At 60.5% G+C, this 18,860-nt stretch carries 13 protein-coding genes and 1 tRNA gene; 13 read left to right on the forward strand and 1 reads right to left on the reverse strand.

From position 1 onward, the window contains the following. The 12 genes from tuf to C5N93_RS00250 form a co-directional block, all read left to right on the forward strand. A partial coding sequence (tuf, locus tag C5N93_RS00195; protein WP_242557839.1) for an elongation factor Tu occupies positions 1 to 969 on the forward strand: 969 nt, incomplete at its 5' end. A 64-nt stretch (positions 970 to 1,033) separates the two neighbouring features. Next, positions 1,034 to 1,109, forward strand: a tRNA-Trp gene (locus C5N93_RS00200). A 22-nt stretch (positions 1,110 to 1,131) separates the two neighbouring features. Next, complete coding sequence (secE, locus tag C5N93_RS00205; protein WP_069343891.1) at positions 1,132 to 1,512, forward strand: preprotein translocase subunit SecE; 381 nt, start codon at positions 1,132 to 1,134, stop codon at positions 1,510 to 1,512. Position 1,513: 1 nt separating this feature from the next. Beyond that, entirely contained in the window at positions 1,514 to 2,071 is a 558-nt protein-coding gene (gene nusG / locus C5N93_RS00210) for a transcription termination/antitermination protein NusG (protein WP_069343892.1), read from the forward strand. 144 nt (positions 2,072 to 2,215) lie between these two features. After that, positions 2,216 to 2,647 (forward strand): 50S ribosomal protein L11, encoded by a 432-nt coding sequence (gene rplK / locus C5N93_RS00215; protein WP_039393782.1) that lies wholly within the window; start codon positions 2,216 to 2,218, stop codon positions 2,645 to 2,647. Beyond that, positions 2,647 to 3,342, forward strand: coding sequence for a 50S ribosomal protein L1 (gene rplA / locus C5N93_RS00220; RefSeq protein WP_069343893.1), 696 nt, complete (start codon positions 2,647 to 2,649; stop codon positions 3,340 to 3,342). Before rplK ends, rplA begins: the two co-directional genes overlap by 1 nt. Positions 3,343 to 3,663: 321 nt before the next feature. Beyond that, complete coding sequence (gene rplJ, locus C5N93_RS00225) at positions 3,664 to 4,161, forward strand: 50S ribosomal protein L10 (protein ID WP_010804162.1); 498 nt, start codon at positions 3,664 to 3,666, stop codon at positions 4,159 to 4,161. Positions 4,162 to 4,221: 60 nt separating this feature from the next. Next, positions 4,222 to 4,599 (forward strand): 50S ribosomal protein L7/L12, encoded by a 378-nt coding sequence (gene rplL, locus C5N93_RS00230; RefSeq protein WP_042113450.1) that lies wholly within the window; start codon positions 4,222 to 4,224, stop codon positions 4,597 to 4,599. 105 nt (positions 4,600 to 4,704) lie between these two features. Beyond that, positions 4,705 to 5,058 carry a hypothetical protein gene (locus C5N93_RS00235; protein WP_242557840.1) on the forward strand — a complete coding sequence of 118 codons (354 nt, stop codon included), beginning with the start codon at positions 4,705 to 4,707 and terminating at the stop codon, positions 5,056 to 5,058. Between the two features lie 43 nt (positions 5,059 to 5,101). Then, positions 5,102 to 9,208 (forward strand): DNA-directed RNA polymerase subunit beta, encoded by a 4,107-nt coding sequence (gene rpoB, locus C5N93_RS00240; RefSeq protein ID WP_069343894.1) that lies wholly within the window; start codon positions 5,102 to 5,104, stop codon positions 9,206 to 9,208. A gap of 27 nt (positions 9,209 to 9,235) precedes the next feature. Beyond that, positions 9,236 to 13,447: a DNA-directed RNA polymerase subunit beta' gene (rpoC, locus tag C5N93_RS00245; protein WP_069343895.1), complete on the forward strand. Its 4,212-nt coding sequence runs from the start codon at positions 9,236 to 9,238 to the stop codon at positions 13,445 to 13,447. A gap of 255 nt (positions 13,448 to 13,702) precedes the next feature. Next, a complete protein-coding gene (locus C5N93_RS00250; RefSeq protein WP_242557841.1) occupies positions 13,703 to 15,127 on the forward strand; it encodes a mannose-1-phosphate guanylyltransferase/mannose-6-phosphate isomerase in 1,425 nt (474 codons plus the stop codon). 156 nt (positions 15,128 to 15,283) lie between these two features. Here the strand turns inward: C5N93_RS00250 and C5N93_RS00255 are convergent, their stop codons facing one another. Continuing rightward, positions 15,284 to 17,329, reverse strand: coding sequence for a TonB-dependent siderophore receptor (locus C5N93_RS00255; RefSeq protein WP_242557842.1), 2,046 nt, complete (start codon positions 17,327 to 17,329; stop codon positions 15,284 to 15,286). Between the two features lie 674 nt (positions 17,330 to 18,003). On the opposite strand from C5N93_RS00255, the gene hpaH reads away from it, so the two are divergent. Further along, positions 18,004 to 18,813 (forward strand): 2-oxo-hept-4-ene-1,7-dioate hydratase, encoded by an 810-nt coding sequence (gene hpaH / locus C5N93_RS00260; protein WP_242557843.1) that lies wholly within the window; start codon positions 18,004 to 18,006, stop codon positions 18,811 to 18,813. Positions 18,814 to 18,860 lie beyond the last annotated feature (47 nt).

Below are 18,860 nucleotides of genomic sequence, written 5' to 3' on the forward strand. Positions count from 1 at the left end.
CGCCACTACGCACACGTTGACTGCCCGGGCCACGCCGACTACGTCAAGAACATGATTACCGGTGCTGCCCAGATGGACGGCGCTATCCTGGTTTGCTCGGCCGCTGACGGCCCGATGCCGCAAACGCGTGAGCACATCCTGTTGGCCCGCCAGGTTGGCGTGCCGTACATCATCGTGTTCCTGAACAAGTGCGACATGGTCGACGACGCCGAGCTGCTCGAGCTGGTCGAAATGGAAGTGCGTGAACTTCTGACCAAGTACGAGTTCCCGGGCGACGATCTGCCGATCATCAAGGGTTCGGCCAAGCTGGCGCTGGAAGGCGACAAGGGCGAACTGGGCGAAGTGGCCATCATGGCCCTGGCCGATGCACTGGATTCGTACATTCCGACGCCGGAACGTGCAATCGACAAGACGTTCCTGATGCCGGTGGAAGACGTGTTCTCGATCTCGGGTCGCGGCACGGTGGTGACGGGTCGCGTTGAATCGGGCGTGATCAAGGTCGGCGAAGAAATCGAAATCGTCGGTATCGTTCCGACGGTCAAGACGATTTGCACGGGCGTTGAAATGTTCCGCAAGCTGCTCGACCAAGGTCAAGCAGGCGACAACGTCGGTATTCTGCTGCGCGGTACGAAGCGTGAAGAAGTTCAGCGTGGTCAGGTTCTGGCCAAGCCGGGCTCGATCAAGCCGCACACGGACTTCACGGGTGAGGTATACATTCTGTCGAAGGATGAAGGTGGTCGTCACACCCCGTTCTTCAACAACTACCGCCCGCAGTTCTACTTCCGTACGACGGACGTGACGGGTTCGATCAGCCTGCCGGAAGGCAAGGAAATGGTCATGCCTGGCGATAACGTTTCGATCACGGTCAAGCTGATCGCTCCGATCGCCATGACCGAAGGTCTGCGTTTCGCAATCCGCGAAGGTGGCCGTACTGTCGGCGCCGGCGTGGTTGCAACGATCGTAGCTTAAGCCGGTACCTTAACGGTCCGCGCTTACGGGGTCAGCTTTTGGCGGCTGGCCCCTCTGCTGTTTTAGGGGTATAGCTCAACTGGCAGAGCGTCGGTCTCCAAAACCGAAGGTTGGGGGTTCGATTCCCTCTGCCCCTGCCAAACAACTGTCTGCAAGCTGGAAATGGCGAATTCTCCCGTAGAAACTGTACGTACGACTGGCGACAAGCTGCTGCTGGCTCTGGCCGGGCTGCTGGTGATTGCTGGCGTCGTGGCGTTCTACGCCCTGGAGCAACAGGCACTTTATGTGCGTGTCGCTGCCATCGTCGTCGTTCTGGCAATCGCAGCTTTTGTGGCATTGATGTCGCAAACCGGCAAGGGCTTCATGGCCTTTGCTAAAGATGCGTATCGGGAAGTGGGTAAGGTCGTTTGGCCAACCCGTAAAGAGGCCGCCCAAACGACCGCGATTGTTTTCGTGTTCGTCATCGTGATGGCGCTGTATCTGTGGATCAGCGACAAAACGATCGAATGGGCCGTGTTCTCTTTGATTCTTGGCTGGAAGTGATATGTCTGATACCGGAGCTGCACCGAGCAAGAAGCGCTGGTACGTCATTCATGCCTACTCCGGCATGGAAAAAAGCGTAGCCAAGCAACTGCAAGAGCGCATTACGCGTGAGGGCATGCAAGACTACTTCGGCCAGATTCTTGTGCCGACTGAAGAAGTTGTTGAAACCACGGCTGGCCATAAGAAGGTCACCGAGCGTCGTTTCTTCCCCGGCTACGTGCTGTGCGAGATGGAAATGACGGACGAATCGTGGCACTTGGTGAAGAACACCCCCAAGGTCACCGGTTTTATCGGTGGTACGGGTAACCGCCCGATGCCGATTCGTCAGGCAGAAGTCGACAAGATCATGTCGCAAATCAAGGATGGGGTTGAAAAGCCGCGTCCCAAGACGTTGTTCGAAGTGGGCGAGCTGGTTCGAGTCAAGGACGGTCCTTTCACGGACTTCAATGGCTCGGTGGAAGAAGTGAACTACGAAAAATCCCGCCTCCGTGTTTCCGTCACCATCTTCGGACGGGCAACTCCAGTAGAACTGGAGTTCGGACAAGTCGAAAAGATCTAAGAATAAAATGCGCCGGCGCGACGTCCGGCGCGTTTTTGCGTTGGTGACACCCGTCGCCGAGGAGCGTCAGTAGCCAGTTTGCCGGCGAAAGCGCGCTATGACTCAACCCCGAATATGCGCCACATATTCGTTACGGAGTAAACCATGGCAAAGAAAATCATCGGCTTTATCAAGCTGCAGATTCCTGCAGGTAAAGCCAACCCGTCGCCCCCCGTGGGCCCGGCCCTGGGTCAGCGTGGCCTGAACATCATGGAGTTCTGCAAGGCGTTCAACGCCCAAACGCAGAGCCTCGAACCGGGTCTGCCGATTCCGGTGGTGATCACCGCTTTCGCAGACAAGAGCTTCACGTTTGTCCTGAAGACTCCGCCGGCAACGGTGCTGATCAAGAAGGCTGCCAACCTGCAAAAGGGTTCGGCCAAGCCGCACACCGACAAGGTGGGCAAGATCACCCGCGCACAAGCGGAAGAAATCGCGAAGACCAAGATGCCTGACCTTACCGCCTCCGATCTGGACGCCGCGGTTCGCACCATCGCTGGCAGCGCACGTTCGATGGGCATCACGGTGGAGGGTCTGTAATGGCTAAGATCTCTAAGCGTCAACAAGCACTGGCCGCCAAGGTCGACCGCAACAAGCTGTACCCGGTCGGCGACGCTCTGGCCCTGGTCAAGGAATGCGCAAGCGCCAAGTTCGACGAGTCGATCGACGTCGCCGTCCAGCTGGGCGTGGACGCGAAGAAGTCGGACCAAGTGGTTCGCGGTTCGGTCGTTCTGCCGGCAGGTACCGGTAAGTCGGTTCGCGTGGCTGTTTTCGCCCAAGGCGAAAAGGCTGAGCAAGCCAAGGCTGCCGGCGCTGAAATCGTCGGTATGGAAGACCTGGCCGAGCAGATCAAGGCCGGCAACATGGACTTCGACATCGTGATCGCTTCGCCGGACACGATGCGTATCGTCGGTACGCTGGGTCAGATCCTCGGCCCGCGCGGCCTGATGCCGAACCCGAAGGTCGGTACGGTGACCCCGGACGTGGCCACGGCTGTGAAGAACGCCAAGGCTGGTCAGGTGCAATTCCGCGTCGACAAGGCCGGTATCATCCACGCCACGATCGGTCGCGCTTCGTTCGAACCGGCAGCACTGCAGCAGAACCTTTCGGCCCTGCTGGAAGCCCTGACGAAGTCGAAGCCGGCTTCGAGCAAGGGTGTCTACCTGCGCAAGATCGCCTTGTCGAGCACGATGGGCGTTGGCGTGCGCGTGGATCAGGCCAGCCTGTCGGCCTAAGCGACATCATCGCAATCGCAGGGTGATGGCGTCCCCTGCGATGGCTGAGATCCTCGAGATCGAAAGCCTGTAGCAAAAGACTTTGGGCGGAAGCGGCTTCTTTGGAAATCGCTTCCGGTTATCAAAGACCGTTGGCGGGAATGGGCATTCACTGACGCTCCCTTAATACGCCAGCCAACGCAGATGGCGAACCCGAACAAGTTATGCAGTCAAGCCGTCGTGCCAGGGAAACCGGGTGCGGGGGTTGAAACTCCAGACATGTCGGTAAGCCGTTAGTGGAACGGCATCACCATGAGGTGATGTCAATTTTGGAGGTTAACCGTGGCACTTAATCTTGATGATAAGAAAGCCGTCGTGGCAGAAGTTTCGGCGCAAGTCGCCGGTGCTTCGACCATCGTTGTGGCTGAATATCGCGGAATCACGGTTGGCGATCTGACGAAGCTTCGCGCCAATGCGCGTCAGCAAGGCGTCTACCTGCGCGTTCTGAAGAACACGCTGGCACGCCGCGCGGTGGAAAACACCCCGTTTGCTGACCTGGCTGAGCAGATGACCGGTCCTCTGATCTACGGTATCTCGACGGATCCCGTAGCCGCTGCGAAAGTCTTGAACGACTTTTCGAAGGGCAACGACAAGTTGATCTTGAAGGCCGGCTCGTACGACGGCAAGGTGATGGACAAGGCAGGCGTGCAAGCGCTGGCCTCGATCCCGAGCCGCGACGAACTGCTCGCGAAGTTGCTGGGTGTCATGCAAGCGCCGGTTTCCGGCTTTGCTCGCGTCCTGGCTGCCGTGGCAGAGAAAAAGCAAGCGGAAGCTGCTTAATTCTCTCTTCGGTTACACGATCGCTGACTTCGGTCCGAACACAATCTAGGAGTTTTACAAATGGCAATCACGAAAGACGAAATCATCGAAGCCGTAGGCGCGATGTCGGTTATGGAACTGAACGACCTGGTCAAGGCGTTCGAAGAGAAGTTCGGCGTGTCGGCTGCTGCCTTGGCAGTTGCTGGCCCGGCTGGTGCTGGCGGCGGTGCTGCTGCTGCTGAAGAGCAAACCGAATTCAACGTCATCCTGGCAGAAGTCGGTGCAAACAAGGTCGGCGTCATTAAGGCCGTCCGCGAAATCACCGGCCTGGGCCTGAAGGAAGCCAAGGATCTGGTTGATGGCGCTCCGAAGGCTGTCAAGGAAGGCGTCGACAAGGCTGCTGCTGAAGAAGCCAAGAAGAAGCTGGAAGAAGCCGGCGCCAAGGTCGAAGTTAAGTAATTCGGCTCTGCGCGTAGGGAAGGCTGGCGACGAAATGTCGTCAGCCTTTTTGTGCTTTCAGGAGATGCAAATCCCAAAATCGGGAATTCAAATTCGATAGCTGGCGTGAAGCTTCGCCAAGTTGTTGAAATAACAGTGGTTTCGCCCCATATCGAATGGTTGGCAATGTTTCAAACGCGTGTTCCGTCACCGGGATGTGCGGCTGCGGCAAGTTCACCGCAGAAAAGTGGCAACCGAGAGGCCAAAGAAAAAATCGCGACGGCAAGCGTGCAAACGCCCGTAACGGTTTTCTCTTTGTCTTCTGAAGCGACTGCAGAAGGCAAGTTTGGTCGGGCGACGGGCAACACAGGCATCCGTCGCCGTCAGCCAGCGGTTGGTAGCGGCCAACCACCAAGCTCGTTGCTCCGCGGCAAGCCCGCCGTGGGGGACGTCTGGTCTCAGTCGATGAACACCCGTTGACGATGCCTGCCGTCGTCGTCAGCGTAGTGATTCGGAGATCGTAATGCACTATTCCTTCACCGAGAAGAAACGCATTCGCAAGAGTTTTGCGAAGCGTCCGACCGTGCACAAGGTGCCGTTTTTGCTGGCCACCCAGCTCGCCTCGTACACATCGTTCTTGCAAGCCGAGGCGCTTGCATCGGAGCGGAAGCCGGAGGGTCTGCAAGCAGCCTTCTCCTCCATTTTCCCGATCGTTTCTCACAACGGGTTCGCACGCCTTGAGTTCGTCAGCTATTTGCTGGGCACTCCCGCGTTCGATGTCAAGGAATGTCAACAGCGTGGCCTGACCTTCTGCTCGGCCCTGCGCGCCAAGGTTCGTCTGGTGATTCTCGACAAGGAATCGCCGAACAAGCCGGTAGTCAAGGAAGTGAAGGAACAGGAAGTGTACATGGGCGAAATTCCGCTCATGACCTCGACGGGTTCCTTCGTCATCAATGGCACGGAACGTGTCATCGTCTCGCAGCTGCACCGTTCGCCGGGCGTGTTCTTCGAACACGACAAGGGCAAGACGCACAGCTCGGGCAAGCTGCTGTTCTCCGCGCGTATCATCCCCTACCGCGGCTCGTGGCTCGACTTCGAATTCGATCCGAAGGACATCCTGTACTTCCGCGTTGACCGCCGTCGCAAGATGCCGGTCACGATCCTGCTCAAGGCGATCGGCCTGACGCCGGAACAGATCCTCGCGAACTTCTTCGTGTTCGACAACTTCAAGCTGATGCCGGAAGGCGCGCAGATGGAGTTCGTGCCGGAGCGTCTGCGTGGTGAAGTCGCACGTTTCGACATCACGGATCGCGAAGGCAAGGTCATTGTCCAGAAGGACAAGCGCGTCAACGCCAAGCACATCCGCGATCTGGAGAACGCCAACACCAAGTTCATCTCGGTGCCGGAAGACTATCTCCTCGGCCGCGTGCTCGCGAAGAACGTGATCGATGGCGACACCGGCGAAGTGATCGCCAACGCCAACGACGAAATCACCGAAAGCGTGCTGGTCAAGCTGCGCGAGTCGGGCGTGTCGGACATCCAGACGCTGTACACGAACGATCTGGATCAGGGTTCGTACATCTCGGCCACGCTGCGTATCGACGAAACCGCCGACCAGACGGCCGCGCGTATCGCGATCTATCGCATGATGCGCCCGGGTGAGCCGCCGACCGAAGATGCGGTCGAGGCACTGTTCAACCGTCTGTTCTACAGCGAAGAAGCGTACGACCTGTCGAAGGTGGGTCGTATGAAGTTCAACCGCCGTGTCGGCCGTGACGAAGTGCTCGGACCGATGACGCTGGAAGACGACGACATTCTCGCGACCATCAAGATCCTGGTGGATCTGCGTAACGGCCGCGGCGAAGTCGACGACATCGACCACCTGGGTAACCGTCGTGTGCGTTGCGTCGGCGAACTGGCCGAGAACCAGTTCCGCGCCGGTCTGGTGCGTGTCGAGCGCGCTGTGAAGGAACGTCTGGGTCAGGCCGAGTCGGAAAACCTGATGCCGCACGACCTGATCAACAGCAAGCCGATTTCGTCGGCCATTCGCGAGTTCTTCGGTTCGTCGCAGCTGTCGCAGTTTATGGACCAGACCAACCCGCTGTCGGAAATCACGCACAAGCGTCGTGTTTCCGCACTGGGCCCGGGCGGTCTGACGCGCGAGCGTGCAGGCTTCGAAGTCCGCGACGTGCACCCGACCCACTACGGCCGCGTGTGCCCGATCGAGACGCCGGAAGGTCCGAACATTGGTCTGATCAACTCGCTGGCACTGTACGCCCGCCTGAACGAATACGGCTTCCTCGAGACGCCGTACCGCAAGGTGGTGGACGGTAAGGTCACCGACCAGATCGACTACCTGTCGGCCATTGAAGAAGGTCGTTACGTGATCGCTCAGGCGAACGCGTCGATCGGCGCCAGCGGCGAACTCACCGACGAACTGGTGTCGTCGCGTGAAGCCGGTGAAACGCTGATGGTCACGCCGGACCGCATCCAGTACATGGACGTGGCGCCGTCGCAGATCGTCTCGGTCGCTGCCTCGCTGATTCCGTTCCTCGAGCACGATGACGCGAACCGCGCATTGATGGGTTCGAACATGCAGCGCCAGGCCGTGCCTTGCCTGCGTCCGGAAAAGGCGGTCGTCGGTACGGGTATCGAACGTACGGTGGCTGTCGACTCGGGTACGACCGTGCAGGCGTTCCGTGGCGGTGTGGTCGATTACGTCGACGCAGGCCGTGTGGTGATTCGCGTGAACGACGATGAAGCCGTCGCCGGTGAAGTCGGCGTGGACATCTACAACCTGATCAAGTACACGCGTTCGAACCAGAACACCAACATCAACCAGCGCCCGATCGTGGAAGTGGGCGACAAGGTGGCGCGCGGCGATGTGATCGCCGACGGCGCGTCGACCGACCTGGGTGAATTGGCGCTCGGTCAGAACATGCTGATCGCGTTCATGCCGTGGAACGGCTACAACTTCGAAGACTCGATCCTGATCTCGGAACGTGTCGTTGCGGAAGACCGTTACACGTCGATCCACATCGAAGAACTGAACGTGGTCGCTCGCGACACGAAGCTCGGACCGGAAGAAATCACGCGCGACATCTCGAACCTGGCTGAAGTGCAACTGAGCCGTCTGGACGAGTCGGGCATCGTGTACATCGGTGCGGAAGTCGAAGCTGGCGACGTGCTGGTGGGCAAGGTCACGCCGAAGGGCGAAACCCAGCTCACGCCGGAAGAAAAGCTGCTGCGCGCGATCTTCGGCGAGAAGGCTTCGGACGTGAAGGACACCTCGCTGCGCGTGCCGTCGGGCATGAGCGGTACCGTCATCGACGTGCAGGTGTTCACGCGTGAAGGCATTCAGCGCGACAAGCGTGCTCAGCAGATCATCGACGATGAACTGAAGGGCTATCGCCTGGACCTGAACGACCAGCTGCGTATCGTGGAAGGCGACGCATTCCAGCGTCTGGAGCGTTTCCTGGTGGGCAAGACGGCCAACGGCGGTCCGAAGAAGCTCGCCAAGGGCACCAAGATCACCAAGGAATACCTGGCCGATCTGGATCGCTACCACTGGTTCGACATCCGTCTGGCGGAAGATGAAGGTGCGCAACAGCTCGAGCAGATCAAGGAATCGATCGAGCAGAAGCGTCACTCGTTCGACCTCGCCTTCGAAGAAAAGCGCAAGAAGCTCACGCAAGGCGACGAACTGCCGCCGGGCGTGCTGAAGATGGTCAAGGTGTACCTGGCGGTCAAGCGTCGTCTGCAGCCTGGCGACAAGATGGCCGGCCGTCACGGTAACAAGGGTGTGGTCTCGAAGATCGTGCCGATCGAGGATATGCCGTACATGGCCGATGGCCGTCCGGCAGACATCGTGCTCAACCCGCTCGGCGTGCCGTCGCGGATGAACGTGGGTCAGATTCTCGAGTCGCACCTCGGCTGGGCAGCGAAGGGTCTGGGCTGGCGTATCGGCGAAATGCTGCAAGCGCACACCAAGGTCCAGGAAGTTCGCAAGTTCCTGACGAAGATCTACAACGAGAGCGGTCAGCAAGAAGATATCGACAGCCTGTCGGACGACGAAGTCATGTCGCTCGCTCGCAACCTGCAGAACGGTGTCCCGTTCGCGACGCCGGTGTTCGATGGCGCGCATGAAGAGGAAATCCGTCGCATGCTGGATCTGGCGTTCCCGGATCACATCGCGAAGGAACTCGGCATGACCAAGTCGAAGAACCAGGTCACGCTGTTCGACGGTCGCACTGGCGAAGCCTTCGAGCGTACGGTCACCTGCGGCTTCATGCACATGCTCAAGCTGCACCACCTGGTCGACGACAAGATGCACGCACGTTCGACCGGTCCGTACTCGCTGGTGACGCAACAGCCGTTGGGCGGTAAGGCTCAGTTCGGTGGTCAGCGCTTCGGTGAAATGGAAGTGTGGGCACTGGAAGCTTACGGCGCATCGTATGTGCTGCAGGAAATGCTGACGGTGAAGTCGGATGACGTGACGGGCCGTACGAAGGTGTACGAGAACCTCGTCAAGGGCGATCACGTGATCGATGCCGGCATGCCGGAATCGTTCAACGTGCTGGTCAAGGAAATCCGTTCGCTCGGTATCGATATCGACCTGGAGCGCGGTTAATCGCGTTCAGGCAAATAGGAGAAAGCAATGAAAGCTTTGCTCGATCTATTCAAGCAAGTCCAGCAGGACGAACAGTTCGACGCGATCAAGATCGGTCTGGCTTCGCCGGACAAGATCCGTTCGTGGTCGTTCGGTGAAGTGAAGAAGCCGGAGACGATCAACTACCGGACTTTCAAGCCCGAGCGCGACGGTCTGTTCTGCGCAAAGATCTTCGGTCCGATCAAGGATTACGAATGCCTTTGCGGCAAGTACAAGCGTCTGAAGCACCGTGGCGTGATCTGCGAGAAGTGCGGCGTTGAAGTGACGCTGGCCAAGGTGCGTCGTGAGCGCATGGGCCACATCGAACTGGCCTCGCCGGTCGCGCACATCTGGTTCCTGAAGTCGCTCCCGTCGCGTCTGGGCATGGTGCTCGACATGACGCTGCGCGACATCGAACGCGTGCTGTACTTCGAAGCGTATGTGGTCCTCGAACCGGGCATGACGCCGCTCAAGCGTTGCCAGATCATGACCGAGGAGGATTACTACAACAAGGTCGAGGAATACGGCGACGAATTCCGTGCCGAGATGGGCGCGGAAGGCGTGCGCGAGCTGCTGCGCTCGATCGACATCGACCAGCAGGTCGAGCATCTGCGCGCCGAGCTGCAAGCCACGGGCTCGGAAGCCAAGATCAAGAAGTACGCCAAGCGCCTGAAGGTCCTTGAGGCATTCCAGCGCTCGGGCATCAAGCCCGAGTGGATGGTGCTCGAAGTGCTGCCGGTGCTGCCGCCCGAACTGCGCCCGCTGGTGCCGCTCGACGGTGGCCGCTTCGCGACCTCGGACCTGAACGATCTGTATCGCCGCGTCATCAACCGTAACAACCGTCTGAAGCGTCTGCTCGAGCTCAAGGCCCCGGACATCATCGTGCGCAACGAAAAGCGCATGCTGCAAGAGTCCGTGGACTCGCTGCTCGACAACGGCCGTCGCGGTAAGGCGATGACCGGTGCGAACAAGCGTCCGCTCAAGTCGCTGGCCGACATGATCAAGGGTAAGAGCGGTCGTTTCCGTCAGAACCTGCTGGGTAAGCGCGTCGACTACTCGGGCCGTTCGGTGATTACCGTGGGCCCGACGCTCAAGCTGCATCAGTGCGGTCTGCCGAAGCTGATGGCGCTCGAACTCTTCAAGCCGTTCATCTTCCACAAGCTGGAAGTGATGGGCGTGGCCACGACCATCAAGGCCGCGAAGAAGGAAGTCGAGAACCAGACGGCGGTGGTGTGGGACATCCTCGAAGATGTGATCCGCGAACATCCGATCATGCTGAACCGCGCACCGACGCTGCACCGCCTGGGTATTCAGGCGTTTGAGCCGGTGCTGATCGAAGGCAAGGCAATTCAGCTTCACCCGCTGGTTTGCGCGGCGTTCAACGCCGACTTCGACGGTGACCAGATGGCCGTTCACGTGCCGCTGTCGCTCGAAGCGCAGATGGAAGCGCGTACCCTGATGCTGGCCTCGAACAACGTGTTGTTCCCGGCTAACGGCGATCCGTCGATCGTGCCGTCGCAGGATATCGTGCTGGGTCTGTACTACGCGACCCGCGACAAGATCAACGGCCGCGGCGAAGGCCTGTCGTTCATCGACGTCTCGGAAGTGCTGCGTGCGTACGACAACAAGGAAGTCGAACTGGCTTCGCGTGTGAACGTGCGTATCACGGAGTACACGGTCGATCCGGAAACGGGCGAGAAGACGCCGAAGATCACGCTGTACCCGACGACCGTCGGCCGCGCGATCCTGTCGGAAATTCTGCCGCCGGGCCTGCCGTTCTCGGTGCTGAACAAGTCGCTCAAGAAGAAGGAAATCTCGAAGCTGATCAACACGGCGTTCCGCCGCTGCGGTCTGCGCGAGACGGTGATCTTCGTCGACAAGCTGATGCAGTCGGGCTTCCGCCTGGCAACGCGCGCCGGTATCTCGATCTGCGTCGACGACATGCTCGTGCCGACGAAGAAGGAAGAGCTGATCGGCGAAGCGTCGAAGAAGGTCAAGGAATACGACCGTCAGTACATGTCGGGTCTGGTCACGGCGCAAGAACGTTACAACAACGTCGTGGACATTTGGGGTGCTACCGGTGACGCCGTGGGTAAGGCGATGATGGAGCAGCTCTCGAAGGAAAAGACGACCGACCGCGATGGCAACACCGTGGATCAGGAGTCGTTCAACTCGATTTACATGATGGCCGACTCCGGTGCTCGCGGTTCGAGCGCCCAGATTCGCCAGCTCGCCGGTATGCGTGGCCTGATGGCCAAGCCGGACGGCTCGATCATCGAGACGCCGATTACCGCGAACTTCCGCGAAGGCCTGAACGTGTTGCAGTACTTCATCTCGACCCACGGTGCACGTAAGGGTCTGGCTGATACGGCACTGAAGACGGCAAACTCGGGTTACCTGACGCGTCGTCTGGTCGACGTGACGCAGGATCTGGTCGTGGTCGAAGACGATTGCGGCACGAGCAACGGCGTGGTCATGAAGGCGCTGGTCGAGGGCGGTGAAGTGGTCGAAGCCCTGCGTGACCGTATCCTGGGTCGCGTGGCCGTGTCCGACGTCGTGAATCCGGAGACGCAGGAAACGGTGTACGAAGCCGGCACGCTGCTGGACGAAGACGTCGTCGAAATGATCGAAGCGCTGGGTATCGACGAAGTGCGCGTGCGCACGCCGTTGACCTGCGATACGCGTTTCGGTCTGTGCGCCGCATGCTATGGCCGCGATCTGGGCCGTGGTACGCGTGTGAACGTCGGCGAAGCGGTCGGTGTGATCGCCGCGCAGTCGATCGGCGAACCGGGCACGCAGCTCACGATGCGTACGTTCCACATCGGTGGTGCGGCATCGCGTGCGGCAGTGGCCTCGTCGATCGAAGCCAAGTCGAACGGTACGGTGCGCTTCACGGCGACCATGCGTTACGTGACCAACGGCCGCGGCGAGCAGATCGCGATCTCGCGTTCGGGTGAAATCCTGATCACGGACGATCATGGCCGTGAGCGCGAGCGTCACAAGGTGCCGTACGGCGCCACGCTGCTGCAACTGGATGGTGCGCAGGTCAAGGCCGGCGCCCAACTGGGTACGTGGGATCCGCTGACGCGCCCGATCATTACCGAACACGGCGGCTTCGCCAAGTTCGAGAACGTCGAGGAAGGTGTCACGGTTGCCAAGCAGATCGACGATGTGACGGGTCTGTCCACGCTGGTCGTGATCGATCCGAAGCGTCGTGGTCCGGCGTCGAAGAACGTGCGTCCGCAGGTCAAGCTGCTCGACGAGAATGGTGTGGAAGTGAAGATCCCGGGTACCGATCACGCAGTGACGATCGGCTTCCAGGTGGGCGCACTGATCACCATCAAGGACGGTCAGCAGGTGCCGGTGGGCGAAGTGCTCGCACGTATCCCGACCGAAGCGCAGAAGACCCGCGACATTACCGGGGGTCTGCCGCGTGTGGCCGAACTGTTCGAAGCACGTGCACCGAAGGACGCCGGCATTCTGGCCGAAGTCACGGGTACGACGTCGTTCGGTAAGGACACGAAGGGCAAGCAGCGTCTGGTCATTACCGATCTGGACGGCAACCAGCACGAGTTCCTGATTCCGAAGGAAAAGCAGGTGCTGGTGCACGACGGTCAGGTGGTGAACAAGGGCGAAATGATCGTGGACGGCCCGGCCGACCCGCACGACATCCTGCGCTTGCAGGGTATCGAAGCGCTGTCGCGCTACATCGTCGATGAAGTTCAGGACGTGTACCGTTTGCAGGGTGTGAAGATCAACGACAAGCACATCGAGGTGATCGTTCGCCAGATGCTGCGTCGTGTGCAGATCACCGACAACGGCGATACGCGCTTCATCATCGGCGAACAGGTCGAGCGTTCGGACATGCTCTACGAGAACGACGCCATGAATGCCGCGGACAAGCGTCCGGCGCAGTACGACAACGTGCTGCTGGGTATTACGAAGGCATCGCTGTCGACGGACTCGTTCATCTCGGCCGCATCGTTCCAGGAAACGACGCGCGTGTTGACCGAAGCCGCCATCATGGGCAAGAAGGACGACCTGCGTGGCCTGAAGGAAAACGTCATCGTCGGCCGTCTGATCCCGGCAGGTACGGGTCTGGCGTATCACAAGGCCCGCAAGGCCCGCGAAACGTCGGATCGCGAGCGTCACGACCAGATCGCTCTGGAAGAGGCGTTTGCCCCGATCCCCACTTCGGTGGAAGAGCCGACGGCAGAGTAAGCCAGACGGTAGTTCCCGGAACGGCGGCGCTTGCGAAAGCGGGCACCGCCGGACTGGCGCAAGGCATCAAGAGAACGGCACCCTTTGCGGGGTGCCGTTTTTCTTTTGCGCGACGGTAAAAGTGATCGCGACTGACACGTGCGCGACATTCGGATGTCGTCGCAATGTTATTTTAAGTACTTGAAGTAACGATATAATTTCCGCTTGCTCAAAGCGATGTGACGTAGTTTTCCAAGACCTTCTACGATCCGGAATATGGCAATCACTCCTGTCATCCTGTGCGGCGGTAGCGGTACCCGTCTGTGGCCTCTGTCGCGCGCCAGCTATCCCAAGCAATACCTCGCGCTTGCCGGTTCCGACACATTGCTCCAGCAGACGGTCAAACGCATCGGCACGCTGGGCGGCGCTGCCGCACCGCTGGTCATCTCCAACAACGAGCAGCGCTTCCTCGTCGCGGAACAATTGCGCGCCATCGATACGACGCCGGGCGCCATCGTGCTCGAACCCGTCGCGCGCAATACGGCGCCGGCGGTGGCCGCAGCCGCGCTGATCGCGCTGCGCCAGGACGCCGACGCCACGCTGCTCGTGCTGCCGTCCGATCACGCCATCGCGAACACAGCGAAGTTCCACGAAGCGGTGCGTGCTGCGAAGACGCTTGCCGACGATGGCTTCCTCGTGACCTTCGGCATTCCACCGACGTCGCCGCACACCGGTTACGGCTACATCCGACGCGGTGCCGCCACGCAAGCGTGCGCGAGCGGTTACCGGATCGACCAGTTCGTCGAGAAGCCCGACGCTGCCAAGGCGGCCGAGCTGATCGCCGCCGGCAACTGCTACTGGAACAGCGGCATGTTCATGTTCAAGGCGTCGTCCTATCTGGCGGAGCTCGAACGTCTCGCACCGGAAATGCTCAAGCAGGTCACGGCTGCCGTGGACAAGGGCGCGGTCGACATCGACTTCTTCCGTCTGGACAAGGCGAGCCTGGAGGCCTGCCCGTCCGACTCGATCGATTACGCCGTGATGGAGAAAGCCCGTCACGCCGCCGTGGTCGACGCCGAAGGGCTCGGATGGAACGACATCGGTTCGTGGTCGGCGGTCGCAGAGATTGCCGAGCAGGACGAGAACGGCAATAGCCTGATCGGCGACGCCATCGTGCACGGCGTGAAGAACAGCTACGTGCGCAGCGAGAGCCGGATGGTCGCGGCCATCGGCGTGGAGAATCTCGTGATCGTCGAGACGCCGGACGTCGTGATGGTCACCTCGAAGGACCACGTGCAGGACGTCAAACGCGTGGTCGAGAAGCTCGTTGCCGACGGTCGCTCGGAGTCGGTCTTCCACCAACGGGTGTTCCGTCCGTGGGGCGACTATGAAGGCATCTGTGTGGGCGATCGCTTTCAGGTGAAGAAGATCGTGGTGAAGCCGGGCGCGTCACTGAGTTTGCAGATGCACTTCCACCGCTCGGAGCACTGGGTGGTCGTGAAGGGCACGGCGCGCGTGGTGAATGGCGACAACACGATTCTGCTCACGGAGAATCAGTCGACGTACATCCCGGTTGGCACGACGCACCGTCTCGAGAACCCCGGCAAGGTGCCGCTGGAGCTGATCGAAGTCCAGTCGGGGGCATACCTCGGCGAAGACGACATCGTGCGCTTCCAGGATGATTACGGCCGCACGAAGTAACGGGCAGTCATTGCGCGTCATCGCGAAGTCATTCCCGGCAGCGGACAAAAGCAAAACGGCTCACGCAATGTGAGCCGTTTGTCCGTGAGGGAGCGTGAGCGGTTGTGAGTCAATCGGCATCACGCCCGCCCGCCGATACCTCTGGATACCTCCCGATCAGAACCCGAAGTGCCCTTGCACGTAGACCATGCGCGGCGCACCGACCATGCGGCCTGCGTTGCCGTCGACGTTACGCGTGTAGTAGCGCTTGTCGAAGACGTTGTTCAGGCCCACGGTGACATCGGCGTTCTTGTAGAACGGGATCTTGTAGTTCGCTTGCAGGTTCCACAGGCGGAAGCCCGGCACCTTCCCGTTGCTGCCGTCGGCCGATTCGGCTTCGGTGTTGGCGAGGTCCGAGTACTGCGAGCTCTGGTGCGTGGTCGAGACGTTGAACGTCCACTGGCCGATCGTGTAGCGCGCGCCGAGCGTGTCGGTGAAGCGCGAGTAGAACGGCACATCCAGACCGGCGGTCGCGCCCGACTTCTGGATCGCACGCGTGTAGGTGAAGTTCGCGTACACGTTCAGGCCGCGCAGCACGCTGTCGCGATCGAAGGTGTAATCGATGGCGGTTTCGATACCGTCGTGGTTCGTCGCGCCGATGTTCTGGAAGGTCGCGGGGACGATGCCCGGCACTTGCAGAATCTGGTTGTCGAACTTCATCTTGAACGCGGTGAGCTCGGCCTTCCAGCGGCTATCCGTCCAGCGCGTACCGATTTCATACGTGCGGGCTAGTTCCGGCTCCAGCGGGTTCGTCGCCGACATCGAGTTCAGCTGCGTGTTCTGCACCGGACCGAACGAGGTGCTGTAGTCCGCGAAGACCGTCCACGCGCTGTTCACCAGATACGACAGGTTCACCGACGGCAACGCCTTGTTGTTATCCGAGCGGAAGGTGGCGTTGCTGGCGTTGTCCACGCGTTGCGAGTTGATGATTTCGTAACGCACGCCCGGCGTCAGACGCCAGTTGCCCCACGCCATGCGATCGTCGATATAGAACGCGTTCGCGCTGGTGTAGTTGTTGAACGTCTGCGTGGCCGAGTTCTTGCCGGTGGCGAGCGTGGTGGTCCAGTTGTTGTCGTCGCCGCGCTCATGGATGTAGCGATAGCCCACGGTCACGTCGTGCGCCGTCGGGCCGAAGAATAGACGCTGCGTGAAGCGCGGCTCGAAACCGAACGTTTCGTAGTTACGCGGCTGGTGCGTCGTCGACGTGAACGTCGAGTTGACCAGCGTGCTCTGGCGATAGCTCGAGTTGAAGAACGTGCGGACTTCGAATTCCTGCGTCTCGGAGATCGTATTCAGATAACCGAAGTCGACGCCGGTGCGGTTGCCGCTCCAGTAGTCGTTCGGACGCGTGTTCTGGAACGGATCGGCGTTGAATTGTGCGACGGTCAGGCCGCCGGGCGTCTTCGACTTCACGTCGTAGTACGAGAGCTTGCCGTACACCTGCTGGCTCGGCGTGATGTCGTAGCGCCATTTCAATGCCACGTCGTTCACGCGCTCGTCGCTGCCCTTGCGCCAGTCGCGGCCGGTCATGCCCGAGTACAGCAGCGCCAGGCCCAGACCGTTGTCCATTTGCGTGCCGAGGAACGCGCTGTATTGCGTATTGGCGCCGCCACCGGCGGTGTAGATGTTCTCGCGCACCGTGGCGTCTGCCGTCAGGCCCGGCGTATTCGGGATCGAGCGGGTCTTGAAGTTGATCACGCCGCCCACGTTTTGCGGACCGTAGCGAACGGCACCGCCACTGCGCACGACGTCGATGCTCTCGATGTTGAACAGGCTGACCGGCGCGAACGACAACTGCGGCTGGCCATACGGCGCGACCGCCATCGGAATGCCGTCGAGCAGCACGGTCGAGCGCGGCGTGTAGCGGCCGGTGAGACCACGCACGCCGATGTTCAGCGAAATCGCGCTGCCGGCGGTGCCCGAGTTGTCCGTCGACTGCACGCCCGGGATGCGACGCATCACGTCGCCGATGCTCGTGGCGCCCGATTCTTCGATCTGTTCCTTCTTCACGACCGTGCGCGCGCCGGGGAACGTCTTCGCGCTGTTGTCCAGCCCCGTGCCGAGCCAGTCGCCCGAGACATTGACGGCGCCGAGTTCGACATCGGCCTTCGCTTCGGCGGCGGTCGTCGCCTGCTGTGCATGGGCGGTGCCGAGCGTTGCCATGAGCAAAGCCGCAGCGCAGGCAGTCGCGCGGGGCAGACGGGTGTGGGCGGTAAAACGATGAATCCCCTGGACGCGGGCGATATGAGGGGTATCGGCGGCCGCAGGAGCACGGCGACTTACGGACATCTTCATCTTGGCTGACCTTCGTGACTGCAAGTGTGTGGCGAGCGGGCCGCTGGCAAAGACGCGCTAAGACGTGGTGCCGCGGCAGTCGGATCGTTATACGTCGTGACGTAATGCGTTGTAATAAAGCGTCGCGGATTATAAATGCAAATCACTCTCATTTTTAATGGGTATGGGCGAATGCAGGTAGCTATTAGTCGCGAGTCATGGGTGAGGGGGCAGGTGTCGTCGAGAAAGCACGACGTTATCGTTGAAAGGGCTTCAAAGACCGCGAGAAGTCGGACGAAATGGGGGTGATCGGTTTTATCGAACCTGATTCAACGAACAGATTAGGGTGTGGCGGCGTTGCGACAGTGGGGGTATCGAGGGGCGATCCGGACACCACTGGAGGGCATCCGATTATCCAGTTTTGCTTATCAATCGCCCAGAATCGATTGATTGTGGGTGGCGCAGCGGGCCGCAAGAATAGGGGACTGTTCAGACGTGAAAGTCGGACGATAAGGTCGGACAAAAACGTCGGACGAAAAACCAAGACAACCGGAGACAGCGCGATGCCCAGGCTCGACCCTGCGATTCATCAGTCCCTTGCCCGCGAGTTGCACGAGGCCGAGCGCACCCGCACGCCGGTGATGCAGTTCTCGCGTCGCTATCCCGAGATGACGATTGCCGACAGCTACGCGATTTCGCAGGCGTGGCTGGCGTTGAAGTTCGCCGAGGGGCGTCGCGTGATCGGGCACAAGATCGGCCTGACGTCGCGCGCGATGCAAGTGGCCGCGCAGATCACCGAACCCGATCACGGCACGCTGCTCGACGACATGCTCGTTGCCGACGGTGCCACGCTGGAAGCGGCCCGCTTCATCGTGCCGCGTCTCGAAGTGGAACTGGCGTTCATTCTCGCCAAGCCGCTCAAGGGGCCGGGCGTTACGTTGTTCGATGTGCTCGACGCCACCGCGTGGGTCACGCCGGCGCTCGAACTCATCGACGGACGCATCGAACTGTTCGACCGCGAGACGAAAGCGCCGCGCAAGGTCTTCGACACGATTGCCGACAACGCGGCGAACGCCGCCATCGTGCTCGGCGGGCGTCCGGTCAGACCCGACGCCATCGACCTGCGCTGGGCGGGCGCGCTGCTCTACCGCAACGGGGTGATCGAAGAGTCCGGCCTGAGTGCGGCGGTGCTGAACCATCCGGGGAACGGTATCGCGTGGCTCGCCAACAAACTCGGCGCCTTCGACGAAGGATTGCAGGCGGGAGAGATCGTACTCGCCGGATCGTTCACGCGCCCGGTGGCATGCGCGGCGGGGGACGTCTTCCACGCCGACTACGGCCCGCTCGGTGCCATCGGCGTGCGCTTCGTCTGACGACGGATTCCGGCCAGGGCCCCTCGTCGGGGACGGCCATTTTGACG

This window comes from Pandoraea sp. LA3 (assembly GCF_022696215.1).
Lineage (GTDB): Bacteria > Pseudomonadota > Gammaproteobacteria > Burkholderiales > Burkholderiaceae > Pandoraea > Pandoraea capi.

Coding starts and splice junctions, on each gene's coding strand:
- C5N93_RS00255 (WP_242557842.1), bottom strand. CDS start 17,329: ATGGCAACGCTCGGCACCGCCCATGCACAGCAGGCGACGACCGCCGCC.
- rpoC (WP_069343895.1), top strand. CDS start 9,236: ATGAAAGCTTTGCTCGATCTATTCAAGCAAGTCCAGCAGGACGAACAG.
- rplA (WP_069343893.1), top strand. CDS start 2,647: ATGGCTAAGATCTCTAAGCGTCAACAAGCACTGGCCGCCAAGGTCGAC.
- rplL (WP_042113450.1), top strand. CDS start 4,222: ATGGCAATCACGAAAGACGAAATCATCGAAGCCGTAGGCGCGATGTCG.
- secE (WP_069343891.1), top strand. CDS start 1,132: ATGGCGAATTCTCCCGTAGAAACTGTACGTACGACTGGCGACAAGCTG.
- nusG (WP_069343892.1), top strand. CDS start 1,514: ATGTCTGATACCGGAGCTGCACCGAGCAAGAAGCGCTGGTACGTCATT.
- rplK (WP_039393782.1), top strand. CDS start 2,216: ATGGCAAAGAAAATCATCGGCTTTATCAAGCTGCAGATTCCTGCAGGT.
- C5N93_RS00250 (WP_242557841.1), top strand. CDS start 13,703: ATGGCAATCACTCCTGTCATCCTGTGCGGCGGTAGCGGTACCCGTCTG.
- rpoB (WP_069343894.1), top strand. CDS start 5,102: ATGCACTATTCCTTCACCGAGAAGAAACGCATTCGCAAGAGTTTTGCG.
- hpaH (WP_242557843.1), top strand. CDS start 18,004: ATGCCCAGGCTCGACCCTGCGATTCATCAGTCCCTTGCCCGCGAGTTG.